The organism is Pelistega indica (assembly GCF_000506865.1).
Classification (GTDB): domain Bacteria; phylum Pseudomonadota; class Gammaproteobacteria; order Burkholderiales; family Burkholderiaceae_B; genus Taylorella; species Taylorella indica.
Map to the genome: position 1 here is coordinate 43,002 of NZ_AYSV01000068.1, position 23,220 is coordinate 66,221.

The following is a 23,220-nucleotide window of genomic DNA, read 5'->3' on the forward strand; positions in this document are numbered from 1 at the left end:
ACCCCTTACTACTCTTTCCCTATCACTGAATTATGTTTATGTAACTCAGAGTCTTTTATATAAATAATCTGTCCAATATCAGCTGGTTTTAAACTTAGCTTTTGAGCCATGACGGTATTAATATAAGCTGTACTAGTTAAATTGGCTCGCTCTAACTGCAAATAGCTCCACACTTGATTGAGCTTTTGTTCCACATTTTGCGCACGCACCAAATCGTTATAGAGCAAACGTTGTTGATATCTAACCGTAATCAAATCCATCGCACTATATATGAATATGCTGACTAATACTAATACAGCGACCACACCTTTCATTGCTCTACCTCCGTCCGCTCCGCTACTCTCAACACAGCCGACCGTGAGCGAGGGTTCTCTTCTACTTCTTGTTTTGTTGCCACAATTTTTCCAAAACTTTTCAATAACGCTTGGGGCATTTCACTCTCCCTGAGTGGCAAATGCCTAGAAATTGCCGCCGCAGGATTTACTGCTTTTGCGATAAATTGTTTCACCAAACGATCTTCTAACGAATGAAAACTAATAATCGCCATACGCCCTTCAGGCGCTAATAAATTTAGTATTGACGCGAGGGTGCGTGAAAGCTCCTCGAGTTCTTCATTGAGGTAAATCCGTATAGCTTGAAAGGTGCGTGTGGCCGGATGTTGGCCTTTTTCACGCGTCCTGACTGTGGCTGAGACGAGCTCGGCAAGTTCGAGCGTTGTGCGTAAAGGGCTGGATTTGCGGCGATTTTCAATCGCCTTTGCAATCTGGAAAGCAAACCGTTCTTCGCCATAATTTTTTATTACCTCTTTAATTTCGTTAATATCTGCTGTTTCCAGCCACTCTTGTGCTGTTATTCCTCTCGTTGTATCCATACGCATATCTAAAGGACCTTCCTTCATAAAGGAAAATCCTCTGCTCGCATCATCTATCTGTGGTGATGATATACCTAGATCCAACAATATCCCTTGGACTTTCTCAATACCATGCTCTTTTAAAGCTTCCTGCATTGTCGAAAATCCATCATGTATGATGTGCACTCTCTGATCCTGTTGCTGCAGTCTCTGTGCTTCTTGTATCGCCAATGGATCCTTATCAAACACAAACAATTTGGCTGATTCAGACAAATGACTCAACAAATAACGACTATGACCACCACGACCAAAAGTACCATCCACAAACACCCCATCCACCTTAGCTGATGGCACAGGCAGATGCACCCACTCCTCTTTTGCATTAAAGTCGCGGGCTACCAAGGCATTAACTGTCGCATTTAATAAGACAGTTTTATGTGTAAATATCGTGTCCATTACAATGAAAAGCTATCTAATTGGGATAAATCAATGGAGGCCAAATCGGTGATTTGCTGTTCAGCAAACTTATCTGCTGCCCATAACTCAAATTTCTGACCCATACCAACCAAGACCACATCCTTAACAATACCAGCAATGTCACGCAACTCTGGTGCTATCAGAACTCGTCCTGAACCATCAATATCCACATCTTGAGCATTACCTAACAAAAGTCGTTGTAATCCTCGCGAATTAGAGGGCAATTCCATAATGATTTTTCTTCGTGATTCCCATTCAAATCGGGGGTAGATTAACAAGCCACCATCAAGGTTTCGTGTGATAGTTATCTTGCCATGAGACTCTGTTAACAGCACATCACGATACCGAGCCGGAATTGTCATCCGTCCCTTAGTATCTAGCGTGAGTGAACTGTTACCCTGAAAAATCATTTTATCCCACTTTTTTACACAATTTCCTACTTATCTCCACTTTAATGCATTTATTTATCTTTTTCAAGCAGAAATTTCATTTTTTCCAATGAAAATAAAGACTTATGTATTAGTAACAATGCAACTACTTAACTCAAGTTTAATAAAATCAAAGGCTTATGTAATTAACTGAAAGTATTACGCTAAATACAGCTTAAAAATCACAAAAAACCTTACAAAACTTAACAATTGCGACTGTGTTTTTTCTGAGACGCCAAAGAGTATGCCTAGACAAAGAGTCCTCAGCCACTATTAAAAGCAAATCGTGGGTAGGTTTAAACAAAAAGATAAAAGAAATCAGAGGATATGTAGGGGGGAGTTAAGTATGGTGTATGATGAGGGAAAACCACTCAATGAAGAGAAAATGAATAATAAGTAAAAATAGACAGTAATACACCAAAAAGAAAGACAAAGTAAGCCTATAAGCCGGATTATGTAAACCCTTAAGATTTCTCTTCATGGGTCGGCAATCATTCCTCTAGGTACTTAATTACTTAAGTACTCAAGCCATCTACCCGCATACTCGGACGAGCAGCCCTTAGCGTATGCCTATTTGATGTTGCTCCAAATAGAGGTTACCGCGTTTCACCCTACTATGCTGTTATTGACATAACGCCATACGGAAGTTGCCGTATCAGTGTTTATCCAGAGGACAAACCCACATAATAGTCTCGTCTCTGTGGCCCTATTCCTCACTTATTGCTAAGTGGACGGCTGTTAGCCGCTATCTCGCTCTACGGAGTCCGGACTTTCCTCGAATTAATAATTCGCGATTGCCTAGCTTACTTTGCACTTGTTATTGTAACATCATAATAACAATAATGAATTATATTGGATAAATGAATTCAGCATGTTTTGGTTATGTCACATTGTCACATGGAAGCAGATATCCACAATTAATTATAATTTTTATCTATCAATCAAATAAAAAAATAGAATTTTACTATAACCATAAACCTTAGTAGACTAGCATTTCATCCATAAGTAGTACTTCTTCTCAATCACAAATACCTCCAAAGGAACTTATTATGTCTAACGACATCAAAAAATGACCCCATTACTCATTTGACCACACAATTTGGTGCTCCTGTCGCTGATAATCAAAACAGTATGACAGCGGGTGCTCGTGGTCCATTACTCACCCAAGATTTATGGTTAAACGAAAAACTTGCTAACTTCGTACGAGAAGTAATTCCTGAGCGACGTATGCACGCAAAAGGCTCTGGTGCTTTTGGCACTTTTACGGTAACTAATGATATTACCCAATATTCATGTGCAAAAATTTTTAGTGAAGTAGCTAAAAAAACAGATATGTTCGCTCGCTTTACCACAGTTGCTGGAGAACGTGGTGCAGCTGATGCTGAACGTGATATTCGTGGTTTTGCCTTAAAATTTTATACAGAAGAAGGAAACTGGGACTTAGTTGGCAATAATACACCCGTATTTTTTATCCGTGATCCTCGCAAATTCCCTGATTTAAATAAAGCTGTTAAACGGGATCCTCGTACTAATTTACGTAGTGCCACTTATAACTGGGATTATTGGACTCTCTTGCCTGAAGCACTGCACCAAGTAACTATCGTGATGTCCGATCGAGGCATTCCTGCCTCTTATCGCCATATGCATGGTTTTGGCTCTCATACCTATAGTTTTATCAACAGCAAACAAGAACGTTTCTGGGTGAAATTTCATTTCAAAACACAGCAAGGAATCAAAAACTTAACAGATGCAGAGGCAGAAGCATTAATTGGTAAAGGTCGTGAAAGCCATCAGCGTGATTTATATGAAGCGATAGAACGTGGGGATTTTCCTAAATGGACAATGTATATACAAGTCATGCCTGAAACTGATGCTGAAAAAGTACCTTATCACCCATTTGATTTAACTAAAGTATGGCCAAAAGCAGACTACCCACTAATTGAAGTAGGTTTCTTTGAATTAAATCGCAATCCAGAAAACTTCTTTGCGGATGTAGAGCAAGCTGCATTTGCACCTAGTACTATTGTTCCCGGCATTAGCGTCTCTCCCGATAAAATGTTGCAAGCACGTTTAGTAAACTATGCTGATGCACAACGCTATCGTTTAGGAGTCAATTACCATCAAATTCCAGTCAACGCTGCTCGTTGTCCTGTGCATAGCAACCATCGCGATGGACAAGGTCGCGCTGATGGTAACTATGGTGGCCTACCTCATTATGAGCCAAATAGTTTTAGCCAATGGCAAGAACAAACCAACTTATAAAGAGCCTCCACTAAAAATCAATGGTGACGCTGACCATTGGGATTTTCGTGACGATGACAGTGATTATTTCAGCCAACCTAGAGCATTGTTTAATTTAATGACTAAAGAACAACGTGAAGCTTTATTTGGAAATACAGCTCGTGCTTTAGGAGATGCACCTGATTTTATTAAATATCGTCATATACGTAACTGCGAAAAATGTCACCCTGACTATGCGGCAGGAGTCGCTAAAGCTCTAGGGCTGAGCGTAAAGGATGCATTAGACGCTCGTGAAAATGATCCGGCTAAAAATTTACCTAGCTTTTTATAAGCTTAATACTTAATAATATTTTAAGTCTAAAGGTCTCGTTATCTATCCGATATTAACGAGACCTTTTTAGAATACTTCACTAATTGAGCATATTAAAGAAAAAAGGATTCTATTTATTTCACCATCGTTATTGCAAATCCATCCCACCCTTTGTGCCCTACTGTCTGTAGCACTGTAGAATCCAAGCGTGGATTGTCTTGCAATTTTTGCAAATATTGCCTAATCCCTCGAATATTAGGTGCCTTATCATCTTCGGTAATAATTTTTCCATCTCGAACCATATTATCTGCAATAATTACCGTTCCAGAATGACTCATTTCAATACAATAATCCAAATAATACGGATTATTTTCCTTATCAGCATCAATAAATATAAAATCAAAACTAGGAATTAGTCCTTGCTTATATTCCTTCAATAAGTCCTCCAGACAATCCATTGCCTTACCCTGTAGTAGACGAATTTTTTCTTGCATATTTACCATCGCAAAGGTTTGCTCAGCAATCTTGATATGATTTTCATCAAAATCTATTGTTGTTACTTTGCCATCATCAGGTAAATCTTTAGCCATCCAAACTGTGCTGTAACCCGCTAGTGTCCCTATTTCTAGCACATGTTTGGCACCCATCAAGCGAATCAGAAAATTCAGGAATTTGCCATGATTGGCTGGTACATTAATTTTGGGAATAGGTTTTGTCCGATGAAAAGATAAAATGGTATCAAACATCTTTTCATCTTGATGTAAACGCTTAAAAACAAGATCATCTACCTCATCTGGTAGAGGTGAAGGTATTACAGCACTACGCATATTCTTTATATATAAACTAAATTAATTTTCAAAAGACCAAGCCAAGGACTCGCCGGCAGCCAAGGGAACTAAACGTTGTCCGTCAGCATAACCTAATTCATCTGGAATAGTAAATGCTTGACGCTTAAGCGTTACTGTCTCTTTATTAATAGGTAAGCCATAAAAGGCAGGACCATTTAAACTTGCAAAACCTTCTAACTGATCCAATTTGCCTGCTTTTTCAAATGCTGTCGCATAAAGTTCCAAAGCATGCAAGGCAGAATAGCAACCCGCACATCCACAAGCCGCTTCTTTTGCTCCCTTAGCATGGGGGGCACTATCCGTCCCAAGGAAAAAGCGTTTATTTCCACTTGTTGCTGCCTCAACTAAAGCTAAACGATGTTCTTCACGCTTTAACACTGGCAGACAATAATAATGCGGACGAATACCGCCTTGGAATATGGCATTACGGTTATACAGTAAATGTTGTGGGGTAATCGTAGCACCAATAGGTCCCTCGGCATCACGCACATACTGAGCACCATGCTTGGTCGTAATATGCTCAAAAACTACCTTTAAGGTAGGAAAACGTTTACGCAAAGGCAACATTACACGATCGATAAATACAGCTTCACGATCAAATAAATCCACGGTAATATCTGTAACCTCACCATGCACTAATAAAGGAACCCCTTTCTCCTGCATCATCTCTAATACGGCAGAGCAGTTCCCTAACAGGTCTGTTACTCCTGCATCTGAATTAGTAGTCGCACCAGCAGGATATAATTTAAACGCTTTAACAAAACCACTGTCAGCTACCTTCAACACCTCTTCGATACTAGTATTATTCGTCAAATATAAGGTCATTAACGGTTCAAAACCAGAGATATTCTGTTGCTTCATCACCTGCAAAATACGGTCTCTATAAGTTTTTGCTAACTCTACAGTCGTTACAGGAGGCTTTAAATTTGGCATCACAATAGCCCGAGCAAATTGCCGAGCAGTATCTTTCAGTACGGCAGAAAGTGCCTCACCATCTCTCAAATGTAAATGCCAATCGTCTGGACGTATAAATGTAATTGTTTGTTCCGTTAGCTGCATAAACTGTGCCATCCTTAGTTTTTTATCCACAATAGTTAATATTTTACAAACTCTACCAAAAGAAAATTGCTCTTTTATAAATAAATAGCTTAAAATCACCCAGTACACACATTTTATAAATATACACAGGAGTATATAAATGGCAGAAAAGAAAGTTGCTGCAGAAAAAAAACCAGCTCGTAAACCTAACGCAGCGTTCATGAAACCTTTAACACCAAGTAAAGAATTAGCCGCAGTTGTTGGCTCTACTCCTTTACCTCGTACAGAAGTAACTAAGAAAATTTGGGACTATATTAAAGCTAACAACTTACAAGACGCCGCTAACCGTCGCAATATCAATGCTGACGCTAAATTACGTCCTATTTTTGGCAAAGACCAAGTTTCTATGTTCGAAATGACTAAACTAGTTAGCCAACATTTAAAATAAGTAGCATACTATTGTTGCTTAGCTAATCAATGACTAAGCATATTAATAGCACGAAGCCTTATCTAATACGATAAGGCTTTTTTATTACATGAATATTTTTCATATTTTTCAGAAAAAAATATCACGTCCAACCTTATTCATCGTCCACACGTATATTGATATACTGCTATTTCCATGAATTTTTTAAATAAACAAATTAAACAAATACAATGAACACTTTATTTCCTAATGCTAAACCCCGTACACAAGCCCCTTACCGTTTTGATATCGTCGGTAGCTTTCTACGTCCTGAAACACTCAAACTAGCACGCCAACAATGTGCTTGTGGCGAATGTAGTCCTCAACAATTACAAACCGTAGAAGACCAAGAAATTCAAAAACTTGTACAAAAACAAAAGGCAATTGGCTTAAAAGCCGTAAGTGATGGTGAGTTCCGTCGTACGTGGTGGCACTTAGACTTTCTCTATAATCTCAAAGGTGTGGCATTAGAAGATGTAGAGAAATACTCAACAACTTTTAAAGCACATATGCACCGTCCTGTAACACTTCGTATTGAGAATAAAGTCGAATGGAATCCGGAACACCCTTTTTTGGAGCACTTTACACGTTTGCATAAAGAGGCTAATGGTTATCCTATCAAATTCACCATTCCATCACCTAGCATGCTTCACCTAATTACGTGTGTTCGTACAGCTAATCCACAACTCATTGATCGTTACAAAAATAACCAAGAATTGTTATTCCAAGATATTACACAGACTTACTTAGATGCTGTCAAAGCCTTTTATGACTTAGGGTGTCGTCAATTACAATTAGATGATACCTCATGGGGGGAGTTCTGCTCTGAGGAAAAACGTGCACTCTACACTTCCCAAGGTGTGGATGTAGATGCTGTCGCAAAACGCTATGTAGAGGTTCTTAATGCTATCCGTCAAGCTGCTCCAGCTGATATGGCAATTACTATGCATATTTGTCGCGGAAATTTTCGTTCGACCTGGTTCTCTAGTGGTGGTTACGAGCCTATTGCTGAAATTTTATTTTCCAACTGCCATGTTGACGGTTTTTACCTTGAGTACGACAGTGATCGTGCTGGTGACTTTAAACCATTACGTTTTATTAAAAATCAACAAGTTGTTTTAGGATTAGTAACCTCTAAATCAGGAACATTAGAAAACCGCGATGATATTATTGCTCGTATCAAAGAAGCTACTCAATTTGTTGATATTAATCAACTTTGCTTAAGCCCACAATGCGGTTTTGCTTCTACTGAAGAAGGTAATATCCTCAGTGAAGAGGAGCAATGGCAAAAATTAGCCTTCATTCGTGATATCGCTGAAGAGGTTTGGGGGAAATAATGGATTTGCGTCAAAAAATTGCTGATAGCCCAATGAGTGGCTATCAGTGGCTAGTTGTATCTCTCGCTGTCCTATTAAATATTCTAGATGGTTTCGATGTACTCGCTATCGCTTTTACTGCCAAAAGTATTAGCGGTGAGTTAAATCTACAACCTGCTCACATTGGTACTTTAATGAGTGCTGGTTTTATTGGTATGGCATTAGGATCATTTTTTCTTGCTCCTTTCGCTGATAAGTTTGGACGACGTCCACTATTGATTACCTCAACGGCGATCGCCTCATTAGGCATGTTGATGACCTATTTTTGTTCTAGTTTAGAAAGCATCACTTTTTGGCGTGTTTTTACAGGCATAGGTGTAGGTGGGATTTTGCCATGTACAAACGTTATTGTCAGTGAATATTCAAATAAAAAATGGCGTGGTCTAGCTATTGCAATATATGCCGCCGGCTTTGGCATTGGTGCTACTTTGGGGGGAATGTCTGCTATTTTATTACAGACAGCTTATGGTTGGCGTTCTGTATTTCTAACAGGTGCTATTCTAACTGGAATTACTGTTATAGCCATTACTGTTTTTTTACCCGAATCTGTAGACTATCTACTCTCAAAGCGTCCTAGCAAGGCATTACAAAGACTTCAAACTATCGCCCAAAAAATAAAAAAAACTGGTGAATGGACATTAGTTGATATATCTCCTCAGCAAAAAAAGGGCTCTTTCTTCCGTCTTTTTGAACCGAGCAACCTTGTAACGACCGTATTAATCTGGTTAAGTTTTATTGGAGTAATGTCTAGTTTTTACTTTGTAAGCTCTTGGACACCAACCTTATTGGAAACTGCGGGAATGAGCAAGACACATAGCCAATCCGTGGGCATAGCAATCTCATTAGGTGGTACTATCGGATCACTTGTTTTTGGGTTTATCGTCAGCAAATACTCAGCAAAATCTACTTTAATGGCTTTTACTGTACTATCTGCTATTGCTGCCATTTGGTTTGTCAACGCTAGTATTTTAGCCATCGCTATTACTCTAGCTATTCTTGTTGGTGCATTAATGAACGGTTGTATCACAGGATTATATACAATTAATCCCACCCTCTACGACGCTGATTATCGTAGCACAGGCGTTGGTGCTGCTATTGGTGTTGGTCGTTTAGGCTCAATCCTCTCTCCTCTCCTCGCAGGCTGACTGACAAATAGGATGGAGCAAAGAAAACCTTTACTTTACCACAGCCTTCATTATGCTATTTGTAACACTGACAATTTTTTTGCTGAAATCAAAAAATCGCTAAAAAATAAAACTCCTTCAACTCTTATATATGAGTTAAGTCGTTTTCCGTGTAAAATAGACAAATATATGATGAGTGATGCAACCAATGCTTCTCTTCAATGCTTATTTTTAAAACTTTTTATGGGTTTGTATTATGTCAGCAAAAATTACATACACACTAACAGATGAAGCGCCAATGTTGGCGACATATTCTTTTTTACCTATTGTTAAAGCCTTTACTTCTGCCGCAAGTATTGACGTAGAAACAAAGGATATCTCTTTAGCTGGTCGTATCCTAGCCAATTTATCAAGCTATTTAAAAGAGGATCAAAAAACAGCCGATGCCTTAGCTGAATTAGGCGAATTAGCAAAGAAACCAGAAGCAAATATCATCAAATTACCAAATATCTCAGCGTCTATTCCTCAATTAAATGAGGCAATTGCTGAATTACAAAAACACGGTTTTGCTGTACCAGATTATCCCGCTGATCCAAAAACTGATGAAGAAAAAGCGATCAAAGCAGCCTATTCAAAAGTATTAGGCTCTGCGGTAAACCCTGTATTACGTGAAGGTAACTCAGACCGTCGTGCACCAAAAGCTGTAAAAAACTATGCCAAAAAACACCCTCACTCAATGGGCGCTTGGTCTAAAGACTCAAAAACAAAAGTTGCCCACATGGATGATAGTGATTTTTATGGTTCTGAAAAATCCGTCACTGTACCTAACGAAACACAATTCAAAATTGAATTTGTAGCAAAAGATGGTGCAGTTAAAGAATTAAAAGCATTAACTAATCTTAAAGCTGGTGAAGTCATCGACTCATCTGTGATGAGCCTCAAAGCTTTAAAAGCATTTGTGAAAAAAGCAAAAGACGAAGCTAAAGTCGCTGGTGTATTATTCTCTGTACACCTAAAAGCTACTATGATGAAAGTTTCTGACCCAATCATTTTTGGTGCTGTAGTATCTGTTTTCTTCGAAGACGTATTCACTAAATACGCCGACTTATTTGCTGAATTAGGTATTAATCCAAACAATGGGTTAGGCGAGCTTTATGAAAAAATTGCAGGACATGCAAAAGAAGCAGAAGTAAAAGCTGCTATTGATGCCGCCATCGAAAATGGTCCAGCCATTGCTATGGTCAACTCCGACAAAGGTATCACTAACTTACATGTTCCTTCTGATGTGATTGTAGATGCATCAATGCCTGCAATGATTCGTACCTCAGGTCAAATGTGGAATAAAGATGGTAAGCAACAAGATACTTTCGCTTTAATCCCTGATCGTTGCTACGCTGGTATCTACACAGCTGTTATTGATGACTGCAAAGCAAACGGTGCCTATGATCCTGCTACGATGGGCTCAGTACCAAACGTTGGTTTAATGGCTCAAAAAGCGGAAGAATATGGTTCACATGAATAAAACTTTCCAAGCAGAAACTGACGGAGTTATTCGTGTTGTGGATGCGGCTGGCAAAGTATTTATGGAGCACAATGTTGCTCAAGGCGATATTTTCCGTATGTGTCAAACAAAAGATGCTCCTATCAAAGACTGGGTTAAACTAGCAGTTAACCGTGCCCGTCTATCAAATACACCTGTAGTATTCTGGTTAGATAGTGCACGTGCTCATGACCGTGAAATCATTGCTAAAGTTGAAACTTACCTCAAAGAGTTTGATACTAACGGCTTGGATATTCGTATTCTTTCTCCTGTGGAAGCATGCAAATTCTCAATTGCTCGTATCCGCAAAGGCGAAGATACAATTTCAGCAACAGGTAATGTGCTTCGTGACTACTTAACTGACTTGTTCCCAATTTTAGAGCTTGGTACATCAGCTAAAATGCTTTCTATTGTTCCTCTTATGAACGGTGGTGGTTTATTTGAAACAGGTGCAGGTGGCTCTGCTCCAAAACATATTGAGCAATTCATCGAAGAAGGTTACTTACGTTGGGATTCATTGGGTGAGTTTTTAGCTTTACAAGCCTCATTAGAGCATGTTGCCGAAACACAAAAAAATGCTAAAGCACAAGTATTAGCAGATGCATTGGACGAAGCAAATGCTAAATTCCTAGATAACGATAAATCACCTGGACGTAAACTTGGTACTATTGATAACCGTGGCTCTCATTTCTATTTAGCGATGTACTGGGCTGAAGCATTAGCAAATCAAAGCAAAGACGCAGAGTTAGCTACTAAATTTGCACCTGTAGCAAAAGCTATGCAAGAACAAGAATCAAAAATCAACGAAGAATTGATTGGTTCTCAAGGATCAGCAAAAGATATCAAAGGTTACTATCAACCTGATTTCAATGCGACTTCTGCAGCAATGCGTCCATCTGCTACATTAAATAGCATTATTGATAGCATTTAATTGTTTTAAGTTAAGAACTCATTATTACTTTTTGCGTTCTTAACTGATTCAAGCTCAAAAGAAAATCCCAAAAAATTGTTTAATTTTTTGGGATTCTTTTATAGCTTATTTTTTATATTGCACAAGCAACTTCTCAGCTATTCATTTGCTCCTTTTTCACTCAATAAGCAAAAATCATTTAATTGTTTTTGAACATCTTTAGTGAATCCCTCTAAGACCTCATCACAAACAAATCCCCAATGTCCTGTCATCAAAATATTTTGATACCCAAAAAATGGATGTTCTTCCGTAATAGGTTCCTGCTCAAAAACATCTGTTGCATAGATAGCTTTTGAATTGTCTCGCAAAAAACTCAACAGCGCATCTTGGTTTACTAGTTCTGCCCTAGCCGTATTCACAATACACACATTTTGTTTACATAAATTCAACTCGTTTGTATCGAGTATATGCTTTGTGGTCTCAGATAATACTAAATGAAGACTGATAACATCTGCTGATTGCAAAAGAACATCTTTACTCACATACTTCACACCATATTCTTCTGCTCTTTGTTGCGTCATGTGTGGACTCCAACAAATCACCTCCATACCAAATGCCTGTGCAATTTTTGCTACTTTCTGACCAATATGACCTAGACCAATAACACCCAAACAACGCCCATTTAGCTTAGAAGGAATAAAAACAGATCCATCATCATTTTTTCTTCATGCAGGTTGTGACGATGAAAGCGTTAATAAATTTAAGCGTTTAAATGCGCTTAATAGTAATGTCCATGTGATTTCACATGTACTATCTTTTGAGTTTCCCCCTTTGGCATAACTTACTTCAATACCTAACTCAGCCGCTGTTTTTAAATCTAGGTTCCTATTCTGAACTCCCGTGCAAATTATCCTTTCTAACTTTTTGCATTGCTTTAGTATAGATTCTGTAATTTTTGTACGCTCTCTGAAGAGTACTAATACATTACACTTCTGAAGCGCTGTTATTAATTCATTACCCTCCAGACTCTTTGAAATAAATTTAACTTCAGCAACCTCTCGAATAGGCTGGATATCAATACTACCTTGAAACCAATTCTCCCAATCATCCAAAAAAACAACTTGTTTTTTATCCATAATCTCCTCCTAAAAATGGTTGTTTTAGGAAAAACTTATAAACAACCACCTACCCTTTCTGTGCTAATAAAGAGACTATTTCAGGTAATGTAGCTGCTGGTTTTTCAGCTAAACATGATGCAAACGTCTGTTTGATCGCATCAGCCACTACTTGATAGTCATGATTATCAGTAGCCATCTCCGTATAATATGTACAAATCTTTATAAGCATTAGATAAAGCAAACCGAAAACTTGAATCATCATTAGATTGGATATAAGGTTTCATACGGTTTAACACGACCCCTTGCCCTCCGCCTGCGTCTAAAATATCAATCAGCACATTAGCATCAATGTCTGCTTTTCTAGCTGCTGCCACAGCTTCAGATAATACAGCGGTAAACCCTAATGAGACGAAATTATGAATTAATTTTAAGCGATGCCCTGTACCTACTTTTCCTGCGTAAACAATATTTTCAGCAAAACAATTTAATAGAGGTTTAACACGTAGGAAAATTTCTTCATCACCCCCTACAATAAGATTTAAGCGTCCTTCTGCGGCTTCCTTAGGCGTTCTAGTCATTGGCGCATCAATGAAAAATGCCTTTTTCGCTTGTACCGCCTTTGCCAACTTAACTGTTGATGTTGGAATCGCTGTCGAGCAATCAATAACTATACTCCCCTCTCGTAGGTTTGCTAATAAGCCATCTTCCTGATAAAAAATACTTTCAACCTGAGGTGAGCCTGTTACACAAAGAATAATCACTTGTGTAGATTTAGCTAATTCAGCTACCGAATCAACTAACTTAGCCCCTTGACTGAGTAATATATCAACAGGTTGATTACCACTATGATTTAAAATAGTTAACGAATGGCCATGCTTAACAATATTACTTGCAATCCCATGGCCCATTAAACCAACACCAATAATACCGATAGATTGTTGTTCGCTCATTATTTCCCGCCTCTATAAGTGTTTAACAACAGCATCGCCTATCATTTGTGTGGTGGCACATCCTTTCATATCTGGCGTATGTGGACCATGCTCTAATACTGTTTCAATAGCTCGCATAATATCATCATGAGCTTTTTGGAAATTTTCATGTTGATCCAAAAATTGCAGCATCATCGCCCCTGACCAAATCATCGCGATAGGATTAGCAATATTTTTGCCATAAATATCGGGGGCTGATCCATGGACTGGTTCAAATAATGAAGGGAAATCACGTGTTGGATTAATATTAGCAGAAGAAGCAATACCAATAGTACCTGTACATGCGGGCCCTAAATCAGACAAAATATCACCAAATAAATTAGACGCTACTACTACATCAAAACGTTCTGGTTGCAATACGAAACGAGCAGCTAAAATATCAATATGATGTTTATCCCATTTAACATCAGGATAGTCTTTCGCTACATCAGCCAATCGCTCATCCCAATACGGCATACTGATAGAGATACCATTAGATTTGGTTGCAGAAGATAGATACTTTCTTTCTCTTTTTTGAGCCAAATCAAACGCATAACGCAAGATACGATCAACACCTCGACGACTAAAAATTGACTCTTGCATGACGATTTCATGCTCTGTTCCTTCATAAATTTTGCCACCAACGGATGAGTACTCACCTTCAGTATTCTCACGTACTACTAAGAAATCAATATCGCCTGCTTGTTTATTCGCTAAAGGACATGGTACGCCTTTAAAAAGACGTACGGGTCTTAAATTAACATACTGATCAAACTCTCGTCTAAACCTTAACAATGATCCCCACAATGAGACATGATCAGGGACACTCTCAGGCCAACCAATTGCCCCAAAATAAAGCGCATCATATTCTTTTAAAATAGCAAACCAATCATCCGGCATCATCTTGCCATGCTCTTGAAAATAATCACAACTTGGCCACGAAAAGCTTTCAATCTCTACAGGTAAATGATATTTCTTAATAATCGCATCTAATACTTTTAAACCCTCTGGTAACACCTCTTTTCCAATACCGTCACCAGCCATAGCCGCAATTTTATATGTTTTCACAATATTTTCCTTCTATCTATATTAGTCTAGTTATCATATTTACCATGATATTGAATTATAGTTTTTGTCGTACTCATCTCTTCTAAAGCAACAAAACCTTTTTCACGCCCATGACCACTACGTTTCATCCCTCCGAAAGGTAGCTCAACACCACCTCCCGCACCAAAGCCATTAATATAAACCTGCCCTGCTTGCATACCTTTAGCTACTCGTGTTTGTCTCCCGCCATTCTCTGTCCAAACAGCCCCCATCAAACCATATTTAGTCGCATTAGCCAAAGCAATAGCATCATCTTCCGTATCAAACGGCACCGCCACAAGGACTGGTCCAAAAATTTCATCTTGTAAAAGCTGACTATCATGTGTGTCACTAGCAAACAAGATAGGACAAACGAAAAAGCCTTCTTTAGGAACATTCGCATCAATAGATCCCTCTGCAATAACTCGTAATCCTTCTTGCTTACCGAGGTTGACATAATGATTTACACGATCAAATTGAGCTTTATTCACAACAGGGCCACAACTTAAATCCATTTCTGGTGTACCTGCTTTTGTCTGTGTAAACTCTTGTGCGAGAATAGTTAAAAACTCTTCAAAAACATCCTTTTGAATTAATACACGACTACCTGCTGTACATGTTTGTCCCGTATTCGCAATAATACCTTTTACGATTAATTTTGCAGCATGCTTAAAGTTAGCATCATTAAATACAATATGTGCAGACTTACCACCTAGTTCTAGTACACACTTAACCGCATTTTTTGCCGCTGCGGCTTGTATTAAAGCGCCTACTTCTCCCGAGCCAGTAAATGAAATAAAATTAATATCCGCATGTGAAGCCAAACTAGCACCCACTTCCTCCCCCAGTCCTGTTACAACATTGAGAGCCCCTGGTGGAAAACCCACTTCTAATGCTAACTCAGCCACACGAATAATAGACAGACAAGCATCCTCTGCTGGCTTCACCACTGCCGCATTACCCATAGCCAATGCAGCAGAAACACTACGCCCAAACGTCTGCGCAGGGTAGTTCCAAGGAAGAATATGAGCCGTTACACCTAATGGCTCCCTAATCACTTGCACAGCATAGTCATTTAAAAAGGGAATGGTTTCTCCATGCAACTTGTCTGCACCACCCGCATAAAACTCAAAATATCTAGCCAGTACCTGTATATCATTACGAGCAGTGGTGATTGCCTTACCCGTGTCTTTTGCTTCCAGTTCAGCCAACTCTTCTGCACAGTCCAAAATTTTATTAGATAGTTTAGTTAATAAACGTCCTCTTTCTGTTGCCGTCAATCTACCCCAATCGGCGGACAATGCTGCCCTTGCCGCTTTAACAGCTATATCTACATCATCACTGGAACCACGAGGAATTGTGGTAAAGACTTCGCCAGATGCTGGAGCAATTACCCCCAACGTCTGCCCTGAAAGTGAGGCAACACTTTTGCCATTGATAACCATATTAGGCATCGACATCTCCATCTATTATTTATTAGGTGTTATAGCAATTAAATCATTATTTAATGCTTGTCTGGCCATTACGTAAATTAGTAAGAGCCCCTATAGATGTAGATTACAGAAAAACCTATACTCAACAAAGCTACTGATAAGATATTGTAGTTAAACGAAAATTTCTTTCTTAGAAACAACCTTCTCCTAAGGATAAAGAATATGAAAAAATCTTTATTACAAAAATTTTTGATTGCAAGTATTTTTACTGGTATTTGCACTACAAATGCATTAGCAGAACACTCCTTTAAATTAGCTTATGCCTTATCGAAGGACTCTCATTATGGCGTAGCAGCCCATGCCCTTGAAGAAAAACTTGACGAAATAGCGCCTAAAGAATTCAAGGTTGAACACTTTGCAAATAGTACCCTTGGTGGTGAACGTGAAGTTATCGAAGGGATTCAGCTAGGTACTATCGATGCCGCCATTGTCTCAACAGGTGCTGTATTAAATTTCGTTCCACAAGTAGGTGTATTTGATATTCCATTCCTATTCAGAGACCTACAACATGCACGTAAAGTATTAGATGGGAAAATTGGACAAGATTTACTTAAAGAATTTGAACAACGTAATATCATCGCACTCGCTTGGGGAGAACAAGGGTTTCGCCATTTAACGAATAACAAACGTGCTGTCAAAACACCAGAGGATGCTAAAGGGTTAAAAATTCGTACAACTGAGAATGATGTTCATATCCAAGCATTCAAAGCACTGGGCATTCTAGCAACCCCAATGGCATGGCCTGAAGTAGCACCAGCACTACAACAAGGAACCGTAGATGGGCAAGAGAATCCAATTTCTGTCATCGTTTCAATGAAATTAAATCAGATACAGAAATACCTTTCACTAACTGGACATGTGTATTCACCTGCTTTAGTCCTATTTTCTCCCTCTTTTTATAACAACTTAACACCAGAGAACCAAGAGAAACTAAAAGAAGCAACAAAAGTCGCGGTAGTTGCTATGCGTAAATATGTAGATGAGGTAGAAGCATCAGGCGTAAAAACACTAAAAGAAGCGGGAATGAATGTCACCGAAGATGTTAATCGAGCAGCCTTTGCAAAAATCGTGAAAGGCATCTATCCAGACTACTACAAACGATATTCCAAAGAACTAATAGATAGCATTGCTAATACTGAATAGAATAACTCATTAAATAAAACGTTATTTCAAGCTGCCCCCATAAGTATATAGCAACATTATGGCGGGCAGTTTTTTCATATATGTTATAACCGCTTTACTAATGAGACCTTCATAAGCTCAGGTTATTTATTTCTTAATTTTGCTAATTCCTCTTGAGCAATATCAATCCGTACTAATGACTTTTCAACCAATACTTTAGCCACCACTTGAATCTCATCTCCAACAGCACCAGCCATCATTGCTATATTTTGAGCATGCAAAGACATATGTCCCTTTTGGATACCCACTGTAGCTAGTGATTTTAGGGCAGAGAAGTTTTGAGCTAAACCGACAGCAGCAATAATTTGTGCTAGTTCATTAGCTGTTTGAACACCTAAAATCTTTAAATTAGCCTTGGCCGTTGGATGTAATTTTGTCGCTCCACCAATTAGCCCCACCGCCATAGGTATTTGAATAGAACCTACTAAATTACCATCAGAATCTTTTTCCCAATGCGTCAAACTTCTATATGAACCTCTTCTTGTCGCATAAGCATGGGCACCCGCTTCTACAGCTCTTGTATCATTACCTGTTGCCAATACAACAGCTGAAATACCATTCATAATACCTTTATTATGAGTCGCTGCTCTATATGGATCAAAATCAGCAAATTGATATGCACTAATAATACCATCACGCACTGATTCCCCACCAATAGCATCACATGTCCATACCGCTCTCGCGCTAGCCAATCTCTTATCTGCATAATTAGAACAAATTCTTAAATAACTTTTCCTTTCGTCCATTCTTCTATTTTTGGGGCTAACTTCTCAGCCATTGTATTTACGGCATTAGCACCCATAGCATCTTTAGTATCAACAATAATATGAGTGACTACCATATCACCTGAAGGAGTATGAATTACTCTAACCTCAACATCCTTAAATCCTCCACCAAATTTGACTAGTATTGGATCACACTCATCACAAATTTGTTTTATCTTATCTTTATTTTCTAGAATAATAGTTTTGCAATATTCTGGATTAGTAATATTAACCAACTGTATCTGTGCAATCATAAGAGAACCTGACATTGACGTAACAAAGCCACCGCTATCGTAGCATTGGCGAGCTGCATTACATACCGCAGCAACAACAGAAGACTCCTCAGTTGCCATAGGGATTAAAATGTCTTTCCCATCAATCTTCATATTAGTCGCTATGCCAACAGGAATATTCATCGTACCAATCACATTTTCAATTAAATGATCAGCCAGATCTGCTGGTAAGTTTCCAGTATTTTTGTATAAATCTACAGTTTCTTCATCAAGTCCACTAAACTTTCTAACTACATCTAAACGATCTTCTATATTTAGTTTATGAAAACCAGATATACGAGAATTTTTTTGCATTTTGTTTGTCTCCAACAAATATTAAAGTTTATCCATTAAGTTTGGTAACCAAGTAACTAATCTAGGGAATGCGGCACAGATTAATAGTGCTAATAACTGTAAGCCCATATATGGAACAACGCCTCTATAAACCACCCCCATATTTAAATGTTTAGGTAATGGTCCTTTAATATAGAACAATGTATAGCCAAATGGGGGACTTATATAACCAGTTTGAATCGTGATAGCATACAAGACACCAAACCAAATCTCATCAAATCCTAATAGTTTCACTATGGGTAGAAAAACTGGTACCGTTAATAAAATAATTCCAATCTCATCTAGTACAGTTCCTAAAAAAATAAGAATTAACATCATGCATGCGAGGATGACATACGGATGAACATTTAGTCCTTTAATCAAATCTAATAACGTATCTGCACCACCTAAACCCGTGAAAATTGATACATATGCCTTAGCACCAATAGTAATCCATAAAATCATTGAGGTAGCTTTTAACGTTTCCAGAGAAGACTCTTGTAGACTACGAAAAGACAGTTTTTTTCTTAATCAAACCAATAATTAACGCTCCAATCACTCCGACTGCAGCAGCCTCAGTTGGTGTTGCTGCCCCCGAGAATATAGACCCTAAAATCAGCACAATTAACAGAAAAGGAAGTACCACACTCCTTAAGCTACGTAACTTCACACCCCAAGATATTTTTTCACTGCTGGAAGGAGGCACATAACCTGGCTTGAAATAAGATACATATAGTATGTAAACAATATATAAAAAAGCCAAAATAATTCCTGGCATAATACCTGCTATTAGCATTTTGCCGATAGAAACTTGAGCAGTAACCGCATAGACAATTGTTAATACAGAAGGAGGAATTAAAATTCCTAAGGTACCAGACGCACAAATCGTACCAGTCACTAACTCAGGATGATAGCCTCGTTTTAACATTTCAGGGAGTGCAAGAAGAGCCATTGCAGTTACTGCTGCGCCCACAACACCTGTCATTGCAGCCATCAGTACACAAATAATAACGGTTCCTATTGCCAAACCACCTCTTAATCGCCCAAACCAAACCTCCATGGCATGGTATAGCTCTTCAATAATGCCTGTTCTTTGCAAAATACCAGCCATCATGATATATAAAGGAATCCCTAATAAAGCCTCTGACTTCATAGTATCAAACACTTGAAGCAGTAAAATAACTACAGCGTCAGCATTCCAAAGGGTAACAGTAATCAATAAAGATAGTCCGCCTAGTACAAATGCTATAGGAAGCCCTGTAAACATAAAGGCAGTCAACCCTAAAAACATAATAACCAAAATGGCATTTGAGCTCATGATTTACCCCCTTCAGACAAAGGGAGGAAAATAAAAATAACTTCTGCGACACTCTGCAACAAGAGCATTACTAATGAAATAGGTATAAACGCTTTTGTTGGCCATATAGGTGGATTCCATGCTGAAAAACTTGTTTCTCTATAATTAAATGAGTCAACTGCAGCAGGAAATGCATAATAAAGTAAAATAAGCGCAAAAGCTCATAATAACTAAATATGCAAAAATATCTAAAAATTTTTGTGACTTATCAGACAATTTATTTTTTACTAAATCTAAATTGACATGTCCTTTTAAGTGTAAAAGGTAAGCACCACCCAATAAGAAATAAGGGCCAAAAATCAAGGTAGCCAACTCTAATCCCCATACTGTTGGGGAATTAAAAATATAACGGCTTATCACTTCATAAATCATTGAAAAAACAATTATAAAAATTAAAGACGTTGTCAGCAAAAAAATCCATTTATTGACTAGTGTAATAACCCTAGCCAAACTTAGAAAAAAAGTACATAATATTACCTATAAAAACTCCTTTCTAAAAAAAGAAAGGAGTATATTATTCAACGCTAAATTTTTATAGCAAACCTAAATCTTTCATAAACGCAGTTTGACTTTCATAAACTTTTAACGCTAACGGATTATCTTTGGTTGCTTCTTTCCATGCCTCTTGAGCTTGAACACGTCCTTTATCCAAATCCTCCTTAGATAAAGATACAATCTCAATGCCTTTTTCTTTAAATCCTTTTAATGCTTGAGTATCAGAAACAATCATATGCTGACGATATGCAGCCGATACAGAACGTGCAGTAATTTCTAATGCCTGTTTAAAAGGTGCTGGCAACTTTTCATATGCTCCCTTGTTAGCCACATAACTTGTCGCTGTTGTTGGTTGATGAGGACCAGGCATGACGATATATTTGGCAACTTCAGCTAAACCAGATTCAAAGTTCGCCATTAAATCCCCCCTATCTGCTAAATCAATAACTCCCTTATCCAAAGCCGAATATACTTCTGCCGTTGGTAATGGCGTCACAGAAACTCCCAACTTCGCCATCACTGCTGATGCTAGACCCACAAATCTTCCCTTTTTATTCTTGAAATCATCTAATGTTTTAATGGGTACCTTTGAATGTATAGGTTCAGGCCCATATACAGTCGGAGCAATGTAAACCAAACCAGCTGGTGCATAAGCCTCTCTTGCTAAATCTAAGCCACCTTTTTCATAGAACCATGCCTCAAATTGATCTGGCTCAGGAAAACCAAAAGGGACAGTACTAATAAATGCTAGACTGGGAATTTTGCCTGCTTCATAACCATCAAATGTTTTCATTAATTGGAAAGCACCTCCACGCACAGCATCAAATGCTTGGTTTGCTGGCACTAACTGTCCTGCGGAGAATAGTTGAATTTGGAATTTATTATCAGTTAATTCAGCTACAGTTTTAACAAACAACTCTTCAAACTTTAACGGTGACGTACCTCCATCCCATAAAGCCTGCATTTTCCACTTAACGATTTCTTCTGCTTTGGCAATAGCAGGCAAACCAATCGCTGCTGTACCAAATGCCGTAGTAGAAGCTACCTTTTTAATAAATGATCGTCTATTATTATTCATAAACTGTCTCCATAATAATTTTGGTTAAACTTTAATATTTTTTTATGTTTAAAACATAAAACAGACTAACCTAAATAATGTCTTCTTTTATTTTTTTATACAAGGTACAGTTATAAGAAATTATAATATCACTGTACCCATTAAATTAAAGATACAGTATTGTGCAAAGCGATAAAAATGAATAAGGTAGAACAAGTAACTAGTTACATTGAAAATGAAATTAAATCTGAGCGTTTTACTAATAATCAAAAAATCATGTCTATTAGAGAAGCTTGTGATTTTTTTAATGTATCAAAAAATACTATTGTAGAAGCATATGACCGTTTAGTGGCTCTTGGGTATTTAAAATCAAAACCAGGCTCTGGTTATTTTGTAAACAATCACCCTAAAAAACATGACTCCTCAAAAAAACCTCTTATCTATTTCACAAGCAGTGGATGCTGCGTCATTATTATTAGAACAACTAAATCCATCTCTTAATATTCGTGTCGGGGATGGTCGCCCCCCTTCTAGTTGGATGAATTTGGTTGATATTGAAATGAAAATCAAAATTCCTATGGATACAAAATTTTCATATGCATCACCAAGTGGCTATTTACCTCTAAGAGAAACAATATCTCAACATCTTCATAACAGGGGAATCCATGCATCTCCTAACCAAATAGTCACTACCTGTGGTGCCAGCCATGCCATGGATATGATTATAAAAAACTACCTTTCACCTGGTGATACTGTGTTTGTTGAAAGCCCTGGTTATTATCCATTATTTGCAAAATTAAAACTCTATAAAATCAAATATATTGGTATTGAGAGCGATTAAAAAATGGACCTAATATCGACATGCTTGAGGAAAAAGTTAAGCAACACAAACCAAAACTTTTTTTTACCCAAACACTAGGACATAATCCAACAGGAGGATGCATTGCACTGAATATACAGTACCAAATACTTAAACTAGCTAATCTATATGATTTTTATTGTGTAGAAATTGATCCTTTTGCTGATTTATTCACCCCCAATACCCCTAGAATGGCAGCATTAGATCAATTAGATAAAATTATTTATATTGGTACTTATTCAAAAGTTTTATCTGCTAATTTTCGTATTGGCTATATCGCAGCGAAGCAAGATACCATTAAATCCTTAACCAATATTAAAATGCTGACTATTGTTAATTCCTCTGAATTTATGGAGCGCTGGTTACATAATATCATCACACATAGTCAATATTTGCGGCATTTACGAAAGCTACGAAGTATGATTGATGAAAATACACAAGCTGCTGTACAACTTTATAGGCAACATGGGTTTACAATGCCCTTTCACTCTGAAGGTTCTTATTATCTTTGGTTGGAGTTAAATGAAAAAATAAATGATATTGAATTATCGCATTTAGCCAGTGAACAAAGTATTTTTCTTGCTCCGGGGGCATTATTCTACCCAGATAAAAAAAAGCTATCCACCAG

At 37.9% G+C, this 23,220-nt stretch carries 20 protein-coding genes, 1 other RNA gene and 4 pseudogenes; 9 read left to right on the plus strand and 16 right to left on the minus strand.

What is annotated here, in order from left to right; all coding sequences use genetic code 11:
- Window positions 1–8: 8 nt before the first annotated feature.
- The 4 genes from ftsL to rnpB form a co-directional block, all read right to left on the minus strand.
- Window positions 9–314: a cell division protein FtsL gene (ftsL, locus tag V757_RS19830; protein ID WP_023950344.1), complete on the minus strand. Its 306-nt coding sequence runs from the start codon at window positions 312–314 to the stop codon at window positions 9–11.
- The gene (rsmH, locus tag V757_RS19835; RefSeq protein WP_023950346.1) at window positions 311–1,306 is read right to left on the minus strand and encodes a 16S rRNA (cytosine(1402)-N(4))-methyltransferase RsmH; all 996 of its coding nucleotides are present in this window, start codon (window positions 1,304–1,306) and stop codon (window positions 311–313) included. Before rsmH ends, ftsL begins: the two co-directional genes overlap by 4 nt.
- Window positions 1,306–1,734, minus strand: a complete 429-nt coding sequence (gene mraZ / locus V757_RS19840) for a division/cell wall cluster transcriptional repressor MraZ (protein ID WP_173391498.1) — start codon at window positions 1,732–1,734, stop codon at window positions 1,306–1,308. Before mraZ ends, rsmH begins: the two co-directional genes overlap by 1 nt.
- A 448-nt stretch (window positions 1,735–2,182) precedes the next feature.
- An RNA gene (gene rnpB / locus V757_RS27495) (RNase P RNA component class A) lies at window positions 2,183–2,565 on the minus strand.
- A 321-nt stretch (window positions 2,566–2,886) separates the two neighbouring features.
- On the opposite strand from rnpB, the pseudogene V757_RS19845 reads away from it, so the two are divergent.
- Window positions 2,887–4,327 (plus strand): annotated as a pseudogene (locus V757_RS19845) (catalase).
- 113 nt (window positions 4,328–4,440) lie between these two features.
- Here V757_RS19845 and V757_RS19850 read toward each other — a convergent pair.
- A complete protein-coding gene (locus V757_RS19850; RefSeq protein ID WP_023950350.1) occupies window positions 4,441–5,133 on the minus strand; it encodes an O-methyltransferase in 693 nt (230 codons plus the stop codon).
- A gap of 21 nt (window positions 5,134–5,154) precedes the next feature.
- Window positions 5,155–6,213, minus strand: coding sequence for a dihydroorotase (pyrC, locus tag V757_RS19855; protein ID WP_031274392.1), 1,059 nt, complete (start codon window positions 6,211–6,213; stop codon window positions 5,155–5,157).
- A gap of 139 nt (window positions 6,214–6,352) precedes the next feature.
- Here pyrC and V757_RS19860 point away from each other — a divergent pair, with 139 nt between their 5' ends.
- The 4 genes and pseudogenes from V757_RS19860 to V757_RS19875 all read left to right on the plus strand — a co-directional run bounded on the left by V757_RS19860 (window position 6,353) and on the right by V757_RS19875 (window position 11,629).
- Entirely contained in the window at window positions 6,353–6,640 is a 288-nt protein-coding gene (locus tag V757_RS19860; protein WP_023950353.1) for an SWIB/MDM2 domain-containing protein, read from the plus strand.
- 209 nt (window positions 6,641–6,849) lie between these two features.
- Window positions 6,850–7,995, plus strand: coding sequence for a 5-methyltetrahydropteroyltriglutamate--homocysteine S-methyltransferase (locus V757_RS19865; protein WP_023950355.1), 1,146 nt, complete (start codon window positions 6,850–6,852; stop codon window positions 7,993–7,995).
- Window positions 7,995–9,179, plus strand: a complete 1,185-nt coding sequence (locus V757_RS19870; protein WP_218184489.1) for an MFS transporter — start codon at window positions 7,995–7,997, stop codon at window positions 9,177–9,179. The genes V757_RS19865 and V757_RS19870 overlap by 1 nt, the downstream gene beginning before the upstream one ends.
- Before the next feature lie 235 nt (window positions 9,180–9,414).
- A pseudogene (locus V757_RS19875) lies at window positions 9,415–11,629 on the plus strand (NADP-dependent isocitrate dehydrogenase).
- A gap of 137 nt (window positions 11,630–11,766) precedes the next feature.
- Here the strand turns inward: V757_RS19875 and V757_RS27475 are convergent.
- Genes V757_RS27475 through V757_RS19895 form a run of 6 tightly spaced genes read right to left on the minus strand, consistent with a single transcriptional unit; the run spans window position 11,767 to window position 16,234 of the window.
- A complete protein-coding gene (locus tag V757_RS27475; protein WP_081710656.1) occupies window positions 11,767–12,306 on the minus strand; it encodes an NAD(P)-dependent oxidoreductase in 540 nt (179 codons plus the stop codon).
- Between the two features lie 27 nt (window positions 12,307–12,333).
- The gene (locus tag V757_RS27480) at window positions 12,334–12,744 is read right to left on the minus strand and encodes a Rossmann-fold NAD(P)-binding domain-containing protein (RefSeq protein ID WP_052019277.1); all 411 of its coding nucleotides are present in this window, start codon (window positions 12,742–12,744) and stop codon (window positions 12,334–12,336) included.
- A 49-nt stretch (window positions 12,745–12,793) separates the two neighbouring features.
- Window positions 12,794–12,922 (minus strand): hypothetical protein, encoded by a 129-nt coding sequence (locus V757_RS29605; RefSeq protein WP_261796528.1) that lies wholly within the window; start codon window positions 12,920–12,922, stop codon window positions 12,794–12,796.
- Window positions 12,912–13,676, minus strand: coding sequence for an NAD(P)-dependent oxidoreductase (locus tag V757_RS19885; protein WP_245586972.1), 765 nt, complete (start codon window positions 13,674–13,676; stop codon window positions 12,912–12,914). The genes V757_RS29605 and V757_RS19885 overlap by 11 nt, the downstream gene beginning before the upstream one ends.
- 12 nt (window positions 13,677–13,688) lie before the next feature.
- Entirely contained in the window at window positions 13,689–14,765 is a 1,077-nt protein-coding gene (locus tag V757_RS19890; RefSeq protein ID WP_031274393.1) for a tartrate dehydrogenase, read from the minus strand.
- 23 nt (window positions 14,766–14,788) lie between these two features.
- Window positions 14,789–16,234: an aldehyde dehydrogenase family protein gene (locus V757_RS19895; RefSeq protein WP_023950359.1), complete on the minus strand. Its 1,446-nt coding sequence runs from the start codon at window positions 16,232–16,234 to the stop codon at window positions 14,789–14,791.
- Between the two features lie 201 nt (window positions 16,235–16,435).
- Between V757_RS19895 and V757_RS19900 the strand changes: the two genes are divergently transcribed.
- Window positions 16,436–17,416, plus strand: a complete 981-nt coding sequence (locus V757_RS19900; protein WP_023950361.1) for a TRAP transporter substrate-binding protein — start codon at window positions 16,436–16,438, stop codon at window positions 17,414–17,416.
- Between the two features lie 122 nt (window positions 17,417–17,538).
- On the opposite strand, the pseudogene V757_RS29925 reads toward V757_RS19900, so the two are convergent.
- The 4 genes and pseudogenes from V757_RS29925 to dctP form a co-directional block, all read right to left on the minus strand.
- A pseudogene (locus V757_RS29925) lies at window positions 17,539–18,806 on the minus strand (hydroxymethylglutaryl-CoA reductase, degradative).
- 21 nt (window positions 18,807–18,827) lie between these two features.
- Window positions 18,828–20,142 (minus strand): annotated as a pseudogene (locus tag V757_RS29930) (TRAP transporter large permease).
- A 153-nt stretch (window positions 20,143–20,295) separates the two neighbouring features.
- On the minus strand, window positions 20,296–20,553 hold the full coding sequence (locus V757_RS29210) for a TRAP transporter small permease subunit (RefSeq protein ID WP_245586977.1): 258 nt from the start codon (window positions 20,551–20,553) through the stop codon (window positions 20,296–20,298).
- Window positions 20,554–20,713: 160 nt separating this feature from the next.
- Complete coding sequence (gene dctP / locus V757_RS19920; protein ID WP_023950363.1) at window positions 20,714–21,754, minus strand: TRAP transporter substrate-binding protein DctP; 1,041 nt, start codon at window positions 21,752–21,754, stop codon at window positions 20,714–20,716.
- 177 nt (window positions 21,755–21,931) lie between these two features.
- Between dctP and V757_RS27940 the strand changes: the two genes are divergently transcribed.
- The 3 genes from V757_RS27940 to V757_RS27490 all read left to right on the plus strand — a co-directional run.
- Window positions 21,932–22,234 (plus strand): winged helix-turn-helix domain-containing protein, encoded by a 303-nt coding sequence (locus V757_RS27940; RefSeq protein WP_081710657.1) that lies wholly within the window; start codon window positions 21,932–21,934, stop codon window positions 22,232–22,234.
- 43 nt (window positions 22,235–22,277) lie between these two features.
- Window positions 22,278–22,574: an aminotransferase class I/II-fold pyridoxal phosphate-dependent enzyme gene (locus V757_RS27485; RefSeq protein ID WP_147628853.1), complete on the plus strand. Its 297-nt coding sequence runs from the start codon at window positions 22,278–22,280 to the stop codon at window positions 22,572–22,574.
- A 20-nt stretch (window positions 22,575–22,594) separates the two neighbouring features.
- The coding region (locus V757_RS27490) for an aminotransferase class I/II-fold pyridoxal phosphate-dependent enzyme (protein ID WP_147628854.1) at window positions 22,595–23,220 on the plus strand (626 nt) is incomplete at its 3' end.